Below are 17,654 nucleotides of genomic sequence, written 5' to 3'. Positions count from 1 at the left end.
AAAGTTGCTGATACATGTATTTCGTAACTTCATGGCCTTAAACCCCTTCGTTATGAAACGCATCTGTTTGTTCATCGCAATCGTCTGCAGTACTGTTATTTCCGCCCGCGCGCAGGATGAAGCCGCCCAGAAAGCCTGGATGGATTACATGACGCCCGGCCCCATGCACAAAATGATGGCTATGGCCAACGGCACCTGGAATACGGACCTCACGTTCTGGATGTCGCCCGGAGGGCCTTCTTCCAAATCTACCGGCAGCTGTACCAATCGCATGATCCTTGGCGACCGTTACCAGGAAACCGTTCACACGGGAGACATGGGCGGCATGCAATTCGAAGGTCATGGGATTCTGGCGTACGATAACGCCAAGAAAGTGTTCCAGTCTGTTTGGTACGACAATATGGGTACCGGCGTCATGGTGCTTGAGGGCAAGTACGATGATGCTACCCGCAGCATGACGCTGACGGGCTCTTCTGTCGACCCCATGGGCAAGCCCATGGGCATCCGCGAGGTGTTCAAGTGGATAGACGACAACACCCAGTTCATGGAAATGTACATGATGCAGGACGGCACGGAATTCAAGAGTATGGAAATGAAGCTGACCCGTAAATAAACGGTTGGCGATCTTTCAAGATTTTCGGCGGCTGCGCGATGGCGTGGCCGCTTCTTTTTTGGGGTTATTCAATTAAAGTTGGAGGGAGGGTCCCGTGAATTGTAAAGCATCCGATAGCGTGTATGCGTTGCAGATGGAGGCGGAAAGGCTTGGCTGCCGGATGATCTGGCGAATGGCGTAAAAAATACGTTCCATGCGGGATGAGGAGGGGGAAAAAAGAAGAGGCTGCCGGATGGCAACCTCTTCGAGTATGGTGGAAAACCAGGATTAGCTGATTTTTTCTACCTGCATAAAGTTGAGCTCTACCGGTGTGGCACGGCCGAAGATCTTTACGGTTACTTTCAGTTTCTTCTTTTCTTCGAGTACTTCTTCGATGACGCCGTTGAAGTCGTTGAAAGGACCGTCGATGATCTTGATGGTTTCGCCGACGATGAACGGTTCGCTCATGGTGAGGCCCTGATCGGAGATCTCGTCTACTTTTCCGAGCATTTTATTGACTTCGGATTTGCGGAGAGCGATGGGTTTTTCCTTACCGAGGAAGTGGATAACGCCAGACACGTTGCGGATGGCCTGGATCACTTCGTCGTTCATTTTCCCTTCGATGGCTTCGATCATCACATAACCGGGGTAGAAGTTTTTTTCGCGCATTACTTTTTTACCGGCCTGCACTTTATAAACTTTTTCCACGGGGAGGAAAACCTGGGTGATTACGTTGGCCCAATCACTGCGGCGGATCTCGATATCCAGGTATTCTTTGACTTTCTTCTCTTTGCCACTTACCACGCGCAGCACGTACCATTTGGTTTCCTGAGCGGGCTGAGTGGGGATTTGGGCTTCATCCATTATTGAAACAGTTTATAGTATTGCGATAAAACCAGGTGGGAAGCGGTGTCCATCCCCCAAACCATCAAGGTGATAATGACGGTTGCGATCAGTACGATCATGGTAGATGACTGCAGTTCTTTCCAGGTAGGCCAGGATACTTTATGTACCAGTTCGTGGTAGGATTCTCTGAAGTAGTTCGTGACTTTGTTCATGTGTTAATTTCTTGGGACTGAAGTTAAAAAACAATCCTGTTATGAACGATAAAAATTGCCTTCAAGGGAAATTGCGGATTTGTCGAGGAAATCTGCAATTTAACTTTCCGGCAATTTACATTTTAATCAGCACGGGCACTAGGATTCGAACCCAGATCAAAGGTTTTGGAGACCCGTATGCTACCGTTGCACCATGCCCGTGTGTAAGCCATCAGCACCTTTCGTTTTCACCGTCTGCAAAGATAATCTTTGGGAGATTACTTACGCAAGAACTGATGGCTTTTTTTTATTTTCTCAGTAGTTGCCTACTGATTATTTCAGGATTTCAGTCACCTGACCAGCACCTACGGTACGGCCACCTTCGCGGATAGCGAATTTCAGACCTTTCTCCATAGCGATCGGTTGGATCAGTTTAACAGTCAGGCTGATGTTATCACCAGGCATAACCATTTCAACACCTGCCGGCAGTTCAACCTCACCAGTTACGTCCGTAGTACGGAAGTAGAACTGAGGACGGTATTTCTGGAAGAACGGCGTGTGACGGCCACCTTCTTCTTTGCTCAGTACGTAAACTTCGCATTTGAAGTCGGTGTGCGGAGTGATGGAACCGGGCTGGCAGATAACCATACCGCGACGGATCTGGGTTTTCTCAATACCGCGGAGGAGCAGACCGGCGTTGTCACCAGCTTCACCTTCGTCCAGCAGTTTTTTGAACATTTCAACGCCGGTGCAGGTAGATTTCATAGATTCTGCCTGCAGACCTACGATCTCAACGTTTTCACCAACTTTGATACGACCGCGCTCGATACGACCGGTGGCTACAGTACCACGACCGGTGATGGAGAACACGTCTTCTACCGACATCAGGAAGGGTTGGTCAACCGGGCGGGGAGGCAGGGGAATGTAAGTATCAACTGCTTCCATCAGTTCCTCGATCTTGGCGATCCACTGGGGGTCACCTGCGAGCGCGCCGGTAGCGGAGCCTTGGATGATGGGTACATTATCACCGTCGAAACCATAGGAAGACAGCAGTTCGCGCAGCTCGATCTCAACGAGTTCCAGCAGCTCGGCGTCATCAACCAGGTCTACTTTGTTCATGAATACAACCATACGGGGAACACCTACCTGGCGAGCCAGCAGAACGTGCTCTTTGGTTTGGGGCATCGGACCGTCGGTAGCAGCTACTACCAGGATAGCACCGTCCATCTGGGCGGCACCGGTGATCATGTTTTTCACATAGTCAGCGTGGCCAGGGCAGTCAACGTGAGCATAGTGACGGTTTGTAGTCTGATACTCTACGTGTGCTGTATTGATGGTGATACCTCTTTCTTTTTCTTCAGGAGCCGCGTCGATCTCGTCATAACCTTTCTTCTCAGCCAAGCCCTTGTTTGCCAGAATTGTAGTAATGGCAGCAGTCAAGGTAGTTTTACCGTGGTCAACGTGACCAATGGTACCAATGTTAACGTGGGGTTTATCCCGCTTAAAGGTTTCTTTTGCCATTGTATTTTTTTTTAAGATGGTTTGTAAAGTTTATTGCTTTATAGTTGTTTTAAAACGTACTTAACAAACTGGAGCCCGCCGCAGGAATTGAACCCGCTCCTTCTCGCTTACTGGCGAAACGCTCATCCATTGAGCTTACCGGCTTCGTTAAACTTCGAATTTCGGATACCGGCCACAGAAATTTCCCAGAAGGACTTTCCGGTTACCCAGCATCCGAATTCTTTTGAGCTGTTGATGAGAATTGAACTCACGACCTCTTCCTTACCAAGGAAGTGCTCTACCCCTGAGCTACAACAGCGTTGAAGGTGCTTTAGAGCGGGAGACGAGGTTCGAACCCGCGACCTACAGCTTGGAAGGCTGTCGCTCTACCAACTGAGCTACTCCCGCACATCGCTTTGCCTCATCTACATTTCTACCAAAACACACTACGCAAAGCTTGCATTTTTGGTGGGCAGGACAGGATTCGAACCTGTGAAGTCGAAAGACAGCGGATTTACAGTCCGCCCCATTTGGCCGCTCTGGAACCTGCCCGACTTACTTAATAACCTTTTGAGCCAGCAGAGGGATTCGAACCCCCGACCCACTGATTACAAATCAGTAGCTCTGGCCAACTGAGCTATGCTGGCATTCTTTTGTCAAGAAAAAGATTAACATTCTTGCTTAAAGGGAGTGCAAAATAAGGGTGAAAATTTTATTAAAACAAATATTTTTTTTCACTTTCCCAAGATTTTTCAAAACTCACTTGTTTCGGCTAAAATGCCCTACAGCAAAGAACTTTACTACCTTCGCCGATCCCTTTTTGAATCGGGATGGCAAAGGTAGTAAAGAGAATAATAATTCCAAAATATTTTTGAGATTTTAATGTAAATTCTTCTCTTTCTTACGCTTGATCTGGTTAACAAGGCTGTCAAACGCAAGATCGAAGGACTCTTCGAAGGATTTGCTCTCATGCTTTACAAAGAAGCTGTGACGGGGTACATTTACGCGGATCTCCGCTATTTTGTCTTTTACATGGTGGGCTAACTGATCTAACTTAAGGAAAATCTCTACTTGTACAATCTTGTCGTAAAAGGTGGAAAGTTTCTGGACTCTCTTATTCACATGATCAATTAATTTGGCGTCAGCATCAAAACGCACTGTTTGAATTTGAACATTCATAGCACTAAAATTTTACATTTAACAATCTGATTTCAAATTAGTAGTCATACATCATAGGCGCTTTTTTTATCTAAAGAACTGTATTACTAATATACTAATTCTTCCCACTCAAATCAATGTGTCTGCCCCTAAAAATTTTGTTAAAATGACCATACCCAATATTAGCGCTCCCTTCCACCGCAAAGGATGACGCGCATCATTCACCAAACTGTTTTTGATTAGTGCATTTTTCTGTCAACGAAAACTTTGACACTACCCCCGCGGATGCGCCTGCTTATGCACCCGGCGCAGCTTCTCGATCGTATTATGGGTATACACCTGGGTAGATGCCAGGCTCGCATGGCCCAGCAACTCCTTCACCGCATTGATGTCTGCCCCGTTGTTCACCAGGTGCGTCGCGAAGGTATGCCGCAACACGTGCGGACTCCGCTTTTTCAACGTAGTCACCCGCTCCAGCACACGGCGCACCGTACGGTACACGTCCCAGGCCTGAACAGGCTTGCCATTGGGCAGGCAGAGCATCGCCTTGCCGGAATACCCCGGAATGGCTTCTTCGCGCTTATCAAAGTAATTCCGGATGTCTTTCAATAACCCGATCCCGACCGGGATGATCCGCTCCTTATTCCCCTTTCCGAGCACTTTTATCTGCCCGTTGGAAATATCGACACTCGTGTCTTCCAGACCGATCAGCTCCGCGCGCCGGATGCCGGCATGATACAGCAACCGCATGATAAGACATTGGGTAACCCCGGTGAAGTCGTCGCCGAAAAGCGGGCTCTCCTCCCCTGTAGACGGCTGCGCAAGCTTTTCCATGGCCATTTCGTCTACGAACACGGGCAGCCTTTCCGGCAGTTTGGGACCTGTTACACGGGCCATGGGGCTTTGCTGGAGCACGCCTTTTCGCAGGGCGAACTTGAAGAAGGACCTGAGGGCCGACATCTTCCGGCGGATGGTGACGGCGGAAGCGGGCGCTGGCGTTCCCTTGCGGGCGTCTTCCGCCTTTCTACGGCCTTCCAGGCCGAGGGCGAGCCACGACTTGACATGAGAAGCCTTCACGCTTTCGAGCGGGATGCCGTCGTACTGGCTTTGCAGGTATTGAAAAAACTGTTGAAGATCAAGGGAATAGGATTGCACCGTATGCGGCGAATACCGCTTTTCGAGGGAGAGCCAGGCCAGGAAATCCTGCGCCAGCGGAGGAAGGTGCACTTGATCCAACACAAAAAAATTGATGATTGTAAAGATACATTATTCCTTTACAATCATCAATTTCGTGTATAAAAAGATGTAATAATCTAATTACTGATCGAACTTGCCGGTTGCTACCTGCTGCTTGTATACAGCCTTCAGCACCTGGGTGCGACGGCGGATAGAAGGCTTGGTAAACGACTGACGCTCTCTCAGTTGCAGCAGAATTTTCGCTTTCTCAAATTTCTTTTTATACTTTTTGAGCGCTTTGTCGATGTTTTCGCAATCTTTGGAATCGATGATTAACATATTTCTCCTTTATTCTGTTTTACAGTATATTTTTACGGACAGCAAAGGTAATCATAACTTTTTTATTCGCAAAAAATATTCGTCATTTCTTCCGCCGGCAATTCTCCATTAAATTTGTGTATTATGTTTACCGGCATTATTGAAACGACAGGCATCGTGGCAGCCGCCACTACCGCGGGCGGCAACCTGGAACTCACTATCAGCACGCCCCTGGCGCAGGAACTGAAAATCGACCAGAGCGTATCCCATAACGGCGTTTGCCTGACCGTCACGGCAGTGGAGGCAGACCGCTACACCACCATCGCGGTAGCGGAAACGCTGCAAAAGACCAATATCGGCGACCTCCGGCCCGGCCATGCCGTGAACCTGGAAAGGGCCATGGTATTTAACAGCCGCATCGACGGGCACATCGTGCAGGGGCATGTAGACGGCACGGGGACCTGCCTCTCCGCGGAACCGCAAGACGGCAGCTGGCTTTTCCGGTTCGGTTTCGACCCTTCCTTTGCGCCGCTGATCGTCGAAAAGGGGTCTATCTGCCTGAACGGCGTGAGCCTCACGGTGTTCGACATTTCCGGCGATGCGTTTTCCGTGGCCATCATACCATATACATATGATCACACCAATATCCGGCACCTGAAACCCGGCAGCACCGTGAACCTGGAATTCGACATTTTGGGCAAATACGTGGCGCGCCAATTACAAACCCGAGCGAAATCATCCCTCACAACATGAACCATCCCATCACCGACCTGTTGGGCGTCCGGCATCCTGTGATCATGGCCCCCATGTTCCTCGTCAGCAACGAGGCCATGGTAAGCGCCGCGATCCGGTGCGGCATCGCGGGCACATTCCCTTCCCTGAACTACCGGAAGGAAGGCGAGCTGCACGCCGTGCTGGAAAGGCTCAACGCAGTCCGTTCCGCCCATCCCGGCGGCAACTACGGCGTCAACCTCATCGTACAGAAAACGAACCCGCTATATAAAAAGCACCTGGAAGCCTGCGTGGCAGCCAAAGTTCCGTTTTACATCACCTCCCTCGGCAATCCCCGCGAAGTGATCGACGCCGCCCATTCCTACGGCGCGAAAGTCTTTTGCGACGTCACCAACCTCGAACACGCCCATAAAGCGGCACAGGTAGGCGCAGACGGGTTCATCGCCGTATGTTCGGGCGCAGGCGGCCACGCCGGCCCCTACCCCATGCACATCCTCGTTCCCGCACTGCGAAAAGCCTTCCCCGACATGCCCGTGGTAGCCGCCGGCGGCATCGCTTCCGGACAGCAAATGGCCAGCGCCATGGTGCTCGGGGCAGACGGCGTTTCCATCGGCACGCGCTTCATCGCCAGCCCGGAAGCCAATGTGAGCGACGAATACAAACAAGCCATCGTGGACCATGGCATGGAAGACATCGTGCTGACCGAACGTCTTTCCGGCACGCCCTGCAACATTATCAATACGCCCGCCGCCCAGAAGCTCGGGTACAAGCAAAGCAGCTGGGAGAAATGGTTGTCGCGCAACCCGCGCACCAGGAAGTATTTCAAGATGATGGTGCAGCTCAAAGGCATGAAAATGCTGGAAAAAGCGACCAAACCCAATTATTATAACCAGCTGTGGAGCGCAGGTCAGAGCGTGGAAATGGTAGACGGCATCGAGCCCGTGGCAACCATCGTATCCAACCTGACGGAGGAGTACCGGCAAAGTTTTCAGCCTTTCTGCAAATGACTGTAATCGATAAACAAAAGGCCCGGCTATCTGTCGCGGCCTTTTTCTTTCTCAATGGACTTTGTTTCGCCTCCTGGGCCTCCCGCATTCCGGCCATTCAGGAGCATTTGAACCTGAGCGAAGCGGCGCTGGGAAGTTTGCTGCTTTGCATTCCCGTGGGCGCGCTCATTTCGCTGCCGATCGCCGGGTGGCTCGTAACGAGGTCTGGCAGCCGGCCGGTAATGATCCTGGCGGCGGTTTTGTATGCCGTTTTCCTTTTCTGCATCGGGCAGGCGGGCAATCCCTGGATATTGGGGTTCGTCCTTTTCCTCTTCGGATTTGCCGGCAACCTCGGCAATATTTCGGTGAATACGCAGGCCGTGAGCGTGGAAGCATTGTACGGGAAATCGATCATGTCGTCGTTCCACGCCGTGTGGAGCCTGGCGGGGCTCGCGGGCGCAGGGATTGGCACGCTGATGGTGAACCTCAAAACGCCGCCTTCCCGGCATTTCATGATGATTGCCGGGCTGGCGTTACTGCTGATCATCCTGTCTTTCCGCAATTCCCTTCCCCACACCAAAACAGCCGGCGGGCGCCAGCCGATTTTCGTAAAACCCGATAAAGCCCTCATCAGCCTGGGCATCATCGCTTTCTGCTGCATGATCTGCGAAGGCACGATGTACGACTGGAGCGGGGTTTACTTCGCGAAAGTGGTAGCAGCCGATCCCGGGAAAGTGACCATCGGGTATACTGCTTTCACTGCAGCAACGACGTCGGGCAGATTCGTGGGCGACTGGCTGACCAAACGGTTCGGTATTTCGGGCATGCTGAAAGGCAGCGGCGTGCTGGCGGCATCAGGATTGTTGCTGGCCGTGGCTTTCCCGACGGTGTGGATGTCTGCATTGGGATTTTTCCTTGTAGGACTGGGCGTTTCCACCGTTATTCCGCTGGTATACAGCCAGGCGGGGCGCACCAAAACCATGAGCCAGAGCATGGCGCTCGCGGCCGTGAGCACGTTCGGGTTTTTCGGTTTCCTTCTGGGGCCGCCGCTGATCGGGTTCATCGCTCAGGCGTCAGGGCTGCGGATATCGTTTATCTTCATCGCGCTCATGGCTTCCATGATAACCGTGATGGCGATGAGAAGGCCGGCAGGCGGAGAAGGCAAGTAAAACTTATTATCTTTGCGCCATGTCAGAAACACCGAATTTTCAGGAAGGCGCCGTGCTGTTGATCAATAAACCCTTGACCTGGACGTCGTTCGACGTTGTCCGCAAGATCCGCAATACCACCAAAGCCAAGATAGGCCATGCCGGCACGCTGGACCCCCTGGCCACGGGGCTCCTCATCTGCTGCACGGGCAAAATGACGAAGAAAATCAACGAATACCAGGCCAAAGAAAAGGAATACACCGGCACCTTCACCCTCGGCGCCGTAACCCCTACGTTCGACCTGGAATCCGAGCCCCAGGACCATCAACCCGTCCCGGAACTGGACCTCGCCGCGTTGCAGGCCATCGCCGATACCTTTACCGGCCCCCTGCAACAATTGCCACCCATCCACTCCGCCATCAAACAGAACGGAAAACCCATTTACCACCTTGCCCGCAAAGGCGTGGAAGTGAAAGTGGAGCCCCGCGCCATCACGATCCACGCATTCGAGATCACGAAAGTGGAACTGCCCGTCGTGCATTTCCGCGTGGAATGCAGCACCGGCACCTACATCCGCTCCCTCGCCAACGATTTCGGCGCAGCCGCAGGATGTGGCGGCTATCTCAGCAGCCTATGCCGCACCCGTATCGGCGACTTCAAGCTGGAAGACGCGATGGACGTGATGGCATTCATCGATGATTACAGGAAAAAACAGGAAACTCAGAACGGATAGCCGATCGCTACGTTCCAGATGACGTTGTCGCGGCGCCAGCGGCCGTCGCCCAACGCCCATTCGCTGACGAACCATTTCTTGCCGCCTTCGGCAGGGTATGGTTTTTTGAGCGGGATGCCCCAATCGATACGGATGACGAAATAACTGAAATCCAGCCGTGCGCCGGCACCGGTACCGATCGCCAGGTCGTTGTACAGGTTCTTGATCTTGAACGCCGCACCGGGCCTGCCGGTATCGTCCTTCAACATCCAGATATTACCAAAATCCAGGAAGGTAGCGCCTTTCAGCATCATCGTGCCACCAAAAAGCCGGAGGATGTTGAACCGGTATTCCACATTCCCTTCGAAACGCATATCACCCGTTTGATCGGGGAAGATAGCGGATTGCGCCAGCGTATCGCTGCGGAACGAGCCAGGGCCCAGCGTGCGCAGCCGCCATGCGCGGATGCTGTTGGGACCGCCGGAAGTGAACTGCCTCACGTACGGCAGCACGTCGCTCTGCCCGTAAGGCAGGCCCAGGCCGAGATAGGCGCGGGTGGCCACGCTGCTGCGGTTGTAATTCCAGTAATGGCGATAATCGAGATCCAGCCGCACGAACCGCGAAATATTCACGTTGGCGGCCGATTCCAGGTCGTCGCGCTTATTGGTCAGCACGTTCAGTAAACTGTTCACCCCTTCCAGCCAGGCGCCCGATTCCTCGATGGCGGCACGGAAATAGGTGTTCTGTCTTTTATGGAAAATATCGTCGTTGCTGAAGATGAACGCCGCCGCTTCGCCACCGATGAATGCCGGTTCGAAGCTGCGCTGCAAATAAGGGTTCTTGCTCACTACCGTATCCTTGAAACCCTGCACCAGCGTAACTCCCACGTAATTCAGGTTAAACGGTTTCACGCTCCAGCGTTTGTAGATCGATTCGTTCCACTCATATCCCAAAGCGCCCGTCACGGTGCGGATATTGAAACGGTCGATACGGCGGAGATTGTTATACCCCGCGGAAATGCGCGTCTTTGCCGTAGACCGGTAATTCTGCCGCACGCGGAAAGGCAGCATGAACCGCGGGAGCACATAATCGGCGTTGATGCCATATTCCTGCGACTGCAGCGAAAGCCCGGCGCGCGCCTGGTTCCGCAGTTCCAGCCCGCCCTTCACGGTAATATGCAATTCGTTGGCGGCGCGGTTGAGGTTGAAGTGGCGGTACCCTACGGAAACGGCGCTACCCACGGCATAGTCGTTGGAAGTGGTGACGTCGAAGTTGGTGCTCATTTCCTGCTTCTTGCGCGGCGACAGCTGTATATAGGCGTCCAGTTTCTGGACGGTATCTTTCACGTCTTTATACTGCAAACTCACGAACTGCCAGAGGTTGAGATCGTACAACCGGCTGATGGTATTGCTGTAGTTGGACGTGGAATATCTTTCTCCCGGCCGCAGCTGGATGGCGCGGGTGAGCACCCGCGGGCGAACGATGTTCTGGTGGTATTTGATGATCAGGTTGCGCGTGGTAGTGGTATGGAATGAACTGTCTTCGTTGCTTTCCTGCAACGTCATGTCGGGATAAACGAAAATTTTGTTGAGGTAGAAAAGTTTCGTCTGGTCGCTGGCGGAGTCTTCCGGCGGGAGGATCGCTACTTCCACGTCGAGCGTCGGTTTCTGGTCGGCGCGCAGCACCCCGGACATCACCTCGAAAGGGTTGAGCGGATCAACGAAGAGGGATTTATTGAGGGTGTCTACAGTGAAAACGACCAGGTCGCGGTTGAACTTGTAATACCCGGCGTCGCGGATGAGGCGGGTGAGCCGTTCGCGCTCGCTGCTCAGGTTAGCCGCTTTGTAGGGGACGTCGGTTTTCAGGAGCGACAGCTTCTCCCCTTCCTTCACGACCTGCGCGATGGCGGTGTCGGGGATATCGTAGATGATCTTCCGGACGATGAAGTTCTTCCCGGTGTTGACCTCGTAGGTGACATCCGCTTTCTGCCCATGATCGCTCTGGCGGGATTGTACGGTGGCGTAGAAATAGCCCTGGTTGTTGAGATAGGCCACCATCCGGTCCATCGACTCCCTGGTTTTAACCGAGTCGTAGATGACGGGGGCTTCGAGGTTCCGTTCGCTCAGCATGAGGTTCCAGAGCCAGTTGCTTTTCTTTTCGTAATTTTTTTGATTGTAGAGCCAGACTTTGATGCGGGAACCGAGGAATTTGCGGTTGGGCTGTTGCAGCATGAGCGAGCGGCTGGACAGGTCGTTTTTCAGATCTGTTTTTTCGTTGGACGACAGCGCGCCGTTGATCTCGACTTTCGCGCCAACCAGGAGGCTTTGATTTTCCTGGAGGTAACGGGTATTGGAGCAGGCAGCCAGGAACAGGCATACCATCAGCCAGAGCGCATGCTGCAGGGGCTGTCCGAAAGGGGATGGGTATGTCGGTTTCTTCACTGTCAGACTCAATTAACGGGTAAGTGCCGGGCCCGCCGTGGCGGGACATCTTGGCTGAATGCCGGAATTCACGTAGGTTTGACCCTATGTTATCAAAGGCGCAAATTAAATATATTACCGGATTACAGCACAAAAAATACCGTCAAAAATTCGGCCAGTTTGTGGCCGAGGGCGATAAGATCGTCCAGGAATTACTGGGATCGGGAGTTGGCGTCAAAGCAGTGTATGCCACGCAGGAGTGGCTGCTCGATAACCGGGAACTGGCTGAAAAGGCCACAGGTGTGGAAGTGCTGGAAGTGAGCCCCGAGATCCTGAAGCAGCTGTCTTCCCTTTCCACCCCCAATCGCGCCGTGGCTTTGGCAGACATGCCGCCCGCGCGCGACTTCGTTCCCGAAGGTGTTTCCCTCGCGCTGGAAACCATCCAGGACCCCGGGAACCTGGGCACCATCATTCGTATAGCCGACTGGTTTGGCATCCGGCAGGTGGTATGTTCTCCCGATTGTGTAGACGCTTTCAACGCCAAAACCATCCAGGCCACGATGGGCAGCTTCCTGCGCGTACCCGTCATCATCCGCGACATCCCGCAGTTCCTGGAAAAGCATGCGTCTCTCCCTTCCTACGCCGCTACCCTTCACGGCAACGATATTACCCTCACGCAAAAAATCGATACGGGGATCATTCTCATCGGCAACGAATCCCGCGGGTTGAGCGAGGAAACCCTCCGCCGCAGCAGCCATCACATCACCATCCCGCGCATCGGCCAGGCCGAATCGCTGAATGCCGCCGTGGCCGCAGGGATCATTTGCGGAAGGCTCCTTATTTGAACTGAATGGCCCGCACCGGCAGGATCCGCCGGATGAGCAAAGACGGGATAATGAGCACCAGCACGCATATCACCAATGTTCCCACATTGATCAGCGCTACTTTCCACCACTGAATGGCGATGGGCGCCACAGACATGTAGTACGCTTCTTCCGGCAGCCGGATGAAGCCCGTGTATTGCTGCAGGAACGCCAGGCCCAGCCCCAGCACGTTCCCGATCACGATACCCGCGATCACGATGTATCCGGCCTGGTACAGGAATATCCGCTGGATGGAGGCGTTGCGCATGCCCAGGGCTTTGAGAATACCGACCATGTTCGTTCTTTCCAGAATGAGGATCAGCATCGCCGTGATCATGTTAAACACGGCCACGATGGTCATGATGATAAGAATGATCTGTTCGGATTTATTCTGCAAACCAAGCCAGTCGAAGATATTGGGGTAAATCTCCTGCATGCTGCGCATCCCCAGCTCGGCGGTGGTCAGTTCGTCGCTGATGCGCTCGCCTGCCATAGCCATGTCGCCGAACTGGTTCAGGTGCACTTCGTAACCGCCGATTTCGTCGGGTGCCCAGTCGTTGAGGCGGCGGATCAGGTTGATATCGCCCACCACGTACGTTTTATCGTATTCTTCGATGCCGGTTTTGTAGATGCCGCAAACGGTGAGCTTCCGGGCCCGCGGCGAGAGGCCGTCGCCCCGCATGAAGTACATCACCAGCGCGTCTCCCAGTTTCAGGTGGAGGGATTTGGCGGTGCTGGCGGAGATGATGACTTCGGACGCGTACCCGCTGTCCTGCCCTTTTGTGGTGCGGCCTTCGATGATGAATGGGAGGGCTTGTCCGGCCGGGGAGCCTTTAAAGATCATCCCCTCGGTTTCGCGGCCTTTTTTGACGATGACGGATTTGGTGGCGAAGGGACTGATGAATTTGACCTGCGGAAGGGCGGCGATGCGCTTTTCCAGGCCGGAATCCTCGGAAAAGGGGGCCTGCTCGGTGAGCGGCCCGCCGGGGGCGCGGTAGTCGGTGATGTGATAATGGCCCCAGAAGCTGAAGATCTTCTCGGATATCACGTGCTGAAACCCGTTGATCATTGCCGTGGCGATGATCATCACCGCTACGCTGAAGCCAGTGGCCGCCATGGCGATGTTGATGATGAACCGCGAAAAGGAGGAAGACCGGTTGAAAGCGATCCTTCCGGCAATAAACATGGAGATGCGCATGGCGCGAATTTATATCATTTTAGAAATTCATTGTAAATTACGGCTATGAGGATAGTTGCTTTCGTTTGCTGCTCCCTGGCGGCACTATTGTTTTTCCCCGGCGCCCAAGGTCAGGTCAGCACCATCACGCCCGACCATATCTACCATCAGAACATCGCCACAGTTAAACTGACGCCCCCAGGCGAAATGCTCGGCCTGCCCGTTATCGCGCTCAATTCCGGCGACCAGCTGGAACTTCAGTTCGACGACCTGCAAAACGTCATCAAATCCTACTACTACACCCTCCAGCTCTGCAATTCAGACTGGACGCCCGCCCAAGTCAACACCATCGATTACCTGCGCGGCTTCTCGGAAGTACAGATCCGCGATTACCGGTTCTCCAGCGTTGCCCTGCAGAAATACGTGCATTACAAAGCCCGCATCCCCGGCAACAACTCCACGCCTACACGGGCCGGTAATTATCTGCTGAAAGTGTACCTGGATGGAGACACCAACCGCCTGGCCTTCACCCGCAGGCTCATGGTCATCAACAACAAAGCCGGTGTGGCGGGATGGATTTCCCAGCCCACCAATCCCAAATTCTTCCGCAACTCCCAGAAAATCAACGTTTCCGTCCATACGAAAGGCCTCAACCTCCAGAACCCGTTCGATCAGCTGAAGATCGTCATCCAGCAGAATTTCCGCTGGGACAACGCCATCACCGGCATCAAACCGATGTTCATCAAGGGAGATGTGATCGAGTACAATGCGGAGCAGGACTGCATCTTCCCCGCCATGAAAGAATGGAGATGGGTGGATTTAAGAAGCTTCCGCCTGCAAACCGAGCGCGTCCGCAATACGGAATACCTCCGCAATGGTACCGTCGTGAACGTGATGCCCGATGTGCCGCGGGATAACACGGTTTATCAATACCTCCGTGATATCAACGGCATGTACGACCCCTCCACCATCGAGGATTACAACATCCAGTTCGAAGGGGATTACGCCCGCGTCAACTTCAATTTCCCCATGAAAGAGCCCTTCGCCGGGTACGATATGTATATTTTCGGGGAACTGACGCAGTATGAGCTCAACGATCGCAACAAAATGACCTGGAACGGTGAAAAAGGCGCATACGAAGGCGCGCTCTTCCTCAAACAGGGCTACTATAACTACGTGTATGGCCTGGTAGACCGCACCCAGCGCAACGCCGCCATGAGCACCGAACTAACGGAGGGGAACTGGTGGGAAACGGAAAATACCTACACCGTCCTCGTATACTACCGCACGCTCGGCGGCCGTCACGATGAACTGGTAGGCATGCTCCGGATGAATTCCCTCACCAACAGGCAACGCTAGGGCGTTTGCGTGATCTGCGGCACCTGCGGGTCTGTCTGGTAAATCGACTGTCTTAATTTGACGATGTTGGCTGCGCCGCGTTTGATGATGATGCGCGTACCGCGGTCGTACGTGAAATAGCGGTACACCCAGTTGATCATCACCACCAACTTATTCCTGAAACCCAGCAGGTTGAGCAGATGCACGACCATCCACGCGATCCAGGCGATGTACCCGCTCAGCCGGATGCCGGCGAATTCCGTTACGGCGCGGTTGCGGCCGATGGTGGCCATGGAACCGAGATCCTTGTACTTAAAGGGTTTCAGCGTATCTCCCTTCAACATTTTCGAGATATTCTTGCCCAGTTGCTTGCCCTGCTGCATCGCCACCTGCGCTACCATGGGGTAACCTTTGGGGAAACGCTCGTCGTTCACCATCATGGCGATGTCGCCGATGGCATAAATATTTTTCGTGTCTTTGATGAGGTTCAGGTCGTTGACATGGACGCGGCCGTTCGGCAGCATGGCGGTTTCCGGCAAACCGGGTACCGACATGCCTTTGACGCCTGCCGCCCAGATGAGCGATTGTGTTTCCAGCGTGTCTCCGTTGCCCAGTGTGAGGAGCAGGCCGTCGTAGTCTTTCACGGCTACGTTGGTGAGCACTTTCACGCCGATGTGTTCCAGGGCGGCCTTGGTTTTACGGCTGGTTTCTTCGGACATGCCCGCCAATACGCGGGGCCCCGCTTCTATGAGGTACACATCCATGAGGTGGATGGGCAGTTCGGGATAATCTTTCGGAAGGATGTATTTCCGCAGCTCGGCAAAAGCACCTGCCAGCTCCACGCCCGTAGGCCCGGCGCCTACCATCACGAAATTCAGTTTGGGACGGATAGCCGCGTCGTCGGAGATCAGCAACGATTCCTCGAACTGTTTAAGCACGTAATTCCGGATTTGCACCGCCTCGATGAGGGATTTCATCCCGATGGCGTGCTCTTCGATCATTTTATTGCCGAAAAAGTTGGTATTGGAACCGGTGGCGAGCACGAGATAATCGTAACGGATTTCGCCGATATTGGTTTCCAGGACGTTATTGGCCGCGTCCACTCCTTTTACTTCCGCCATGCGGAAATGGAAATTCTCCTGCTTTTTGAAGATGCCGCGGAGCGGGAAAGCGATACTGTCCGGCTCCAGGCCCGCCGTGGCTACCTGGTAGAGCAACGGTTGAAAAAGATGATAGTTGTTCCTGTCCAGCAGTACCACCTGAACGGCAGTCCTTTTCAGCGTTTTGGCCAGATTGATCCCGGCAAATCCGCCGCCAACGATCACCACCCTGGGAAGCTTTGAGTCCGGTATGTTCGGTTGTATCATGGTATTTGCGTTTGAGATGGTACAACATCGTGGCCACAAATGCCATACCACCGAAAGTTTCTCAAAATTACAAAACTTTCAGGATAAAATGAAAGATTTGAAAATAATGAATGGATATTCCTGTAGACGGGAGACCGGTTTGGGATGTGCGATTTAGATGAAAACAGCCACAGGGGCGGAATTGTTGGCAAAATAAGGCTCTCCACGGATGAACTTCTGCGGTCACGGACCGTTATAATCAACTGCAGCGAAACCGGTGGGAAAAAGACCGTCATCGTTGAAACATAAACCGTTGTAAACTGCCGAAGCGAAACCGGTGGCGATAAAAAAGAAAGGCGCATCCCAAAAGGAATGCGCCATTTTTAGTTGTGTGTATGTTTATGAAAGATCGAACTATTTCAGTGCCAGGTGCAGGGCCGTGGCGAGCAATGCGCCGATGATGGGCCCCGCAACGGGGATCCAGGCGTACCCCCAGTCGCTGTCGCGCTTGCCTTTGATGGGCAAAATGGCGTGCGCGATACGCGGACCGAGGTCGCGCGCGGGGTTGATGGCGTAACCTGTCGGCCCGCCCAGCGAAAGACCGATGGCCAATACCAGCAGCGCCACGGGCAGCGCGTTTACCGCACCGAGCCCCACATCTCCCTTCGAAATGTAAAACACTCCGAAAATGAGCACGAACGTACCGATGATCTCGGTCACGAGATTGGGAATGGTGCTGCGGATGGCGGGAGCGGTGCAGAAAATACCCAGTTTGGCGTCCGGATCGTCCGTAATGTCGAAATGCTGATTATAAGCGGCGTACACGCCACAGGCGCCGAGGAACGCGCCCAGCATTTGTGCGCCGATGTACATGGGCACCTGTTCCCATGTAATGTTGCCGGCAACGGCCATGGCGATGGTTACCGCCGAATTGAGATGCGCGCCGCTGTAGCTGCCTACGGCGAATACGCCCACGAAAACGGCCATGGCCCAGCCCAAGGTGATCACGATCCAGCCGCCGTTCTGGCCTTTACTTTTATTGAGGAGGCAATTGGCCACCACCCCGTCGCCGAGGATAATGAGTAGCGCCGTGCCGATCAGCTCTGCGAGGAAAATTGACATAGAAGGGTTTGTTTTTTGATCAGTTCTGG

17 protein-coding genes and 5 tRNA genes are annotated in these 17,654 nt (G+C 53.5%); 7 read left to right on the top strand and 15 right to left on the bottom strand.

The features are described 5' to 3' along the window. Positions 1-52 precede the first annotated feature (52 nt). Positions 53-613, top strand: coding sequence for a DUF1579 domain-containing protein (locus EJ361_RS17055; protein WP_126246848.1), 561 nt, complete (start codon positions 53-55; stop codon positions 611-613). A gap of 267 nt (positions 614-880) precedes the next feature. Here EJ361_RS17055 and nusG read toward each other — a convergent pair whose 3' ends face one another. The 11 genes from nusG to rpsU all read right to left on the bottom strand — a co-directional run bounded on the left by nusG (position 881) and on the right by rpsU (position 5,802). Then, entirely contained in the window at positions 881-1,456 is a 576-nt protein-coding gene (nusG, locus tag EJ361_RS17050) for a transcription termination/antitermination protein NusG (RefSeq protein ID WP_126246847.1), read from the bottom strand. Next, complete coding sequence (gene secE, locus EJ361_RS17045; protein ID WP_126246846.1) at positions 1,456-1,650, bottom strand: preprotein translocase subunit SecE; 195 nt, start codon at positions 1,648-1,650, stop codon at positions 1,456-1,458. Before secE ends, nusG begins: the two co-directional genes overlap by 1 nt. Before the next feature lie 130 nt (positions 1,651-1,780). Next, positions 1,781-1,851, bottom strand: a tRNA-Trp gene (locus EJ361_RS17040). Between the two features lie 111 nt (positions 1,852-1,962). Then, positions 1,963-3,150, bottom strand: coding sequence for an elongation factor Tu (gene tuf, locus EJ361_RS17035; protein ID WP_126246845.1), 1,188 nt, complete (start codon positions 3,148-3,150; stop codon positions 1,963-1,965). Between the two features lie 226 nt (positions 3,151-3,376). Further along, positions 3,377-3,448: transfer RNA gene (locus EJ361_RS17030), tRNA-Thr, on the bottom strand. A gap of 16 nt (positions 3,449-3,464) precedes the next feature. Further along, a tRNA-Gly gene (locus EJ361_RS17025) sits at positions 3,465-3,537 on the bottom strand. Between the two features lie 58 nt (positions 3,538-3,595). After that, positions 3,596-3,681 (bottom strand) — tRNA-Tyr (locus EJ361_RS17020). A gap of 21 nt (positions 3,682-3,702) precedes the next feature. Continuing rightward, a tRNA-Thr gene (locus tag EJ361_RS17015) sits at positions 3,703-3,776 on the bottom strand. A 232-nt stretch (positions 3,777-4,008) separates the two neighbouring features. After that, entirely contained in the window at positions 4,009-4,308 is a 300-nt protein-coding gene (locus EJ361_RS17010) for an HPF/RaiA family ribosome-associated protein (protein WP_126246844.1), read from the bottom strand. 252 nt (positions 4,309-4,560) lie between these two features. Beyond that, positions 4,561-5,526, bottom strand: coding sequence for a tyrosine-type recombinase/integrase (locus EJ361_RS17005; RefSeq protein WP_240646654.1), 966 nt, complete (start codon positions 5,524-5,526; stop codon positions 4,561-4,563). Positions 5,527-5,604: 78 nt separating this feature from the next. Then, positions 5,605-5,802 (bottom strand): 30S ribosomal protein S21, encoded by a 198-nt coding sequence (rpsU, locus tag EJ361_RS17000; protein ID WP_126246843.1) that lies wholly within the window; start codon positions 5,800-5,802, stop codon positions 5,605-5,607. 123 nt (positions 5,803-5,925) lie between these two features. Here rpsU and EJ361_RS16995 point away from each other — a divergent pair, with 123 nt between their 5' ends. The 4 genes from EJ361_RS16995 to truB are packed head-to-tail and all read left to right on the top strand — an operon-like array spanning position 5,926 to position 9,380. Next, on the top strand, positions 5,926-6,534 hold the full coding sequence (locus tag EJ361_RS16995; protein WP_126246842.1) for a riboflavin synthase: 609 nt from the start codon (positions 5,926-5,928) through the stop codon (positions 6,532-6,534). Then, positions 6,531-7,520: an NAD(P)H-dependent flavin oxidoreductase gene (locus EJ361_RS16990; RefSeq protein ID WP_126246841.1), complete on the top strand. Its 990-nt coding sequence runs from the start codon at positions 6,531-6,533 to the stop codon at positions 7,518-7,520. The genes EJ361_RS16995 and EJ361_RS16990 overlap by 4 nt, the downstream gene beginning before the upstream one ends. Beyond that, positions 7,517-8,668 (top strand): MFS transporter, encoded by a 1,152-nt coding sequence (locus tag EJ361_RS16985; protein WP_126246840.1) that lies wholly within the window; start codon positions 7,517-7,519, stop codon positions 8,666-8,668. Before EJ361_RS16990 ends, EJ361_RS16985 begins: the two co-directional genes overlap by 4 nt. A gap of 19 nt (positions 8,669-8,687) precedes the next feature. After that, positions 8,688-9,380, top strand: a complete 693-nt coding sequence (gene truB / locus EJ361_RS16980) for a tRNA pseudouridine(55) synthase TruB (RefSeq protein ID WP_126246839.1) — start codon at positions 8,688-8,690, stop codon at positions 9,378-9,380. Here truB and tamL read toward each other — a convergent pair. After that, positions 9,368-11,800 carry a translocation and assembly module lipoprotein TamL gene (gene tamL / locus EJ361_RS16975; protein ID WP_126246838.1) on the bottom strand — a complete coding sequence of 811 codons (2,433 nt, stop codon included), beginning with the start codon at positions 11,798-11,800 and terminating at the stop codon, positions 9,368-9,370. The genes truB and tamL overlap by 13 nt on opposite strands. 86 nt (positions 11,801-11,886) lie before the next feature. Here tamL and EJ361_RS16970 point away from each other — a divergent pair, with 86 nt between their 5' ends. Further along, positions 11,887-12,624 carry a TrmH family RNA methyltransferase gene (locus EJ361_RS16970; RefSeq protein ID WP_126246837.1) on the top strand — a complete coding sequence of 246 codons (738 nt, stop codon included), beginning with the start codon at positions 11,887-11,889 and terminating at the stop codon, positions 12,622-12,624. Here EJ361_RS16970 and EJ361_RS16965 read toward each other — a convergent pair. Then, positions 12,617-13,840: an ABC transporter permease gene (locus EJ361_RS16965; RefSeq protein WP_126246836.1), complete on the bottom strand. Its 1,224-nt coding sequence runs from the start codon at positions 13,838-13,840 to the stop codon at positions 12,617-12,619. The two genes, EJ361_RS16970 and EJ361_RS16965, sit on opposite strands and share 8 nt — an antisense overlap. A 45-nt stretch (positions 13,841-13,885) precedes the next feature. Between EJ361_RS16965 and EJ361_RS16960 the strand changes: the two genes are divergently transcribed. Further along, positions 13,886-15,178, top strand: coding sequence for a type IX secretion system plug protein (locus EJ361_RS16960; protein WP_126246835.1), 1,293 nt, complete (start codon positions 13,886-13,888; stop codon positions 15,176-15,178). On the opposite strand, the gene EJ361_RS16955 is transcribed toward EJ361_RS16960, so the two are convergent. Both EJ361_RS16955 and EJ361_RS16950 read right to left on the bottom strand, forming a co-directional pair. Beyond that, complete coding sequence (locus EJ361_RS16955; RefSeq protein ID WP_126246834.1) at positions 15,175-16,524, bottom strand: NAD(P)/FAD-dependent oxidoreductase; 1,350 nt, start codon at positions 16,522-16,524, stop codon at positions 15,175-15,177. The genes EJ361_RS16960 and EJ361_RS16955 overlap by 4 nt on opposite strands. Before the next feature lie 393 nt (positions 16,525-16,917). Further along, complete coding sequence (locus EJ361_RS16950; RefSeq protein ID WP_126246833.1) at positions 16,918-17,625, bottom strand: MIP/aquaporin family protein; 708 nt, start codon at positions 17,623-17,625, stop codon at positions 16,918-16,920. Positions 17,626-17,654: the final 29 nt, after the last annotated feature.

Source organism: Chitinophaga rhizosphaerae (genome assembly GCF_003958645.1).
In the GTDB taxonomy this organism is placed as follows: Bacteria; Bacteroidota; Bacteroidia; order Chitinophagales; family Chitinophagaceae; genus Chitinophaga; species Chitinophaga rhizosphaerae.
The sequence above is the reverse complement of the archived record's forward strand: the minus strand, read 5'-3'. Positions and strand labels throughout refer to the sequence as shown.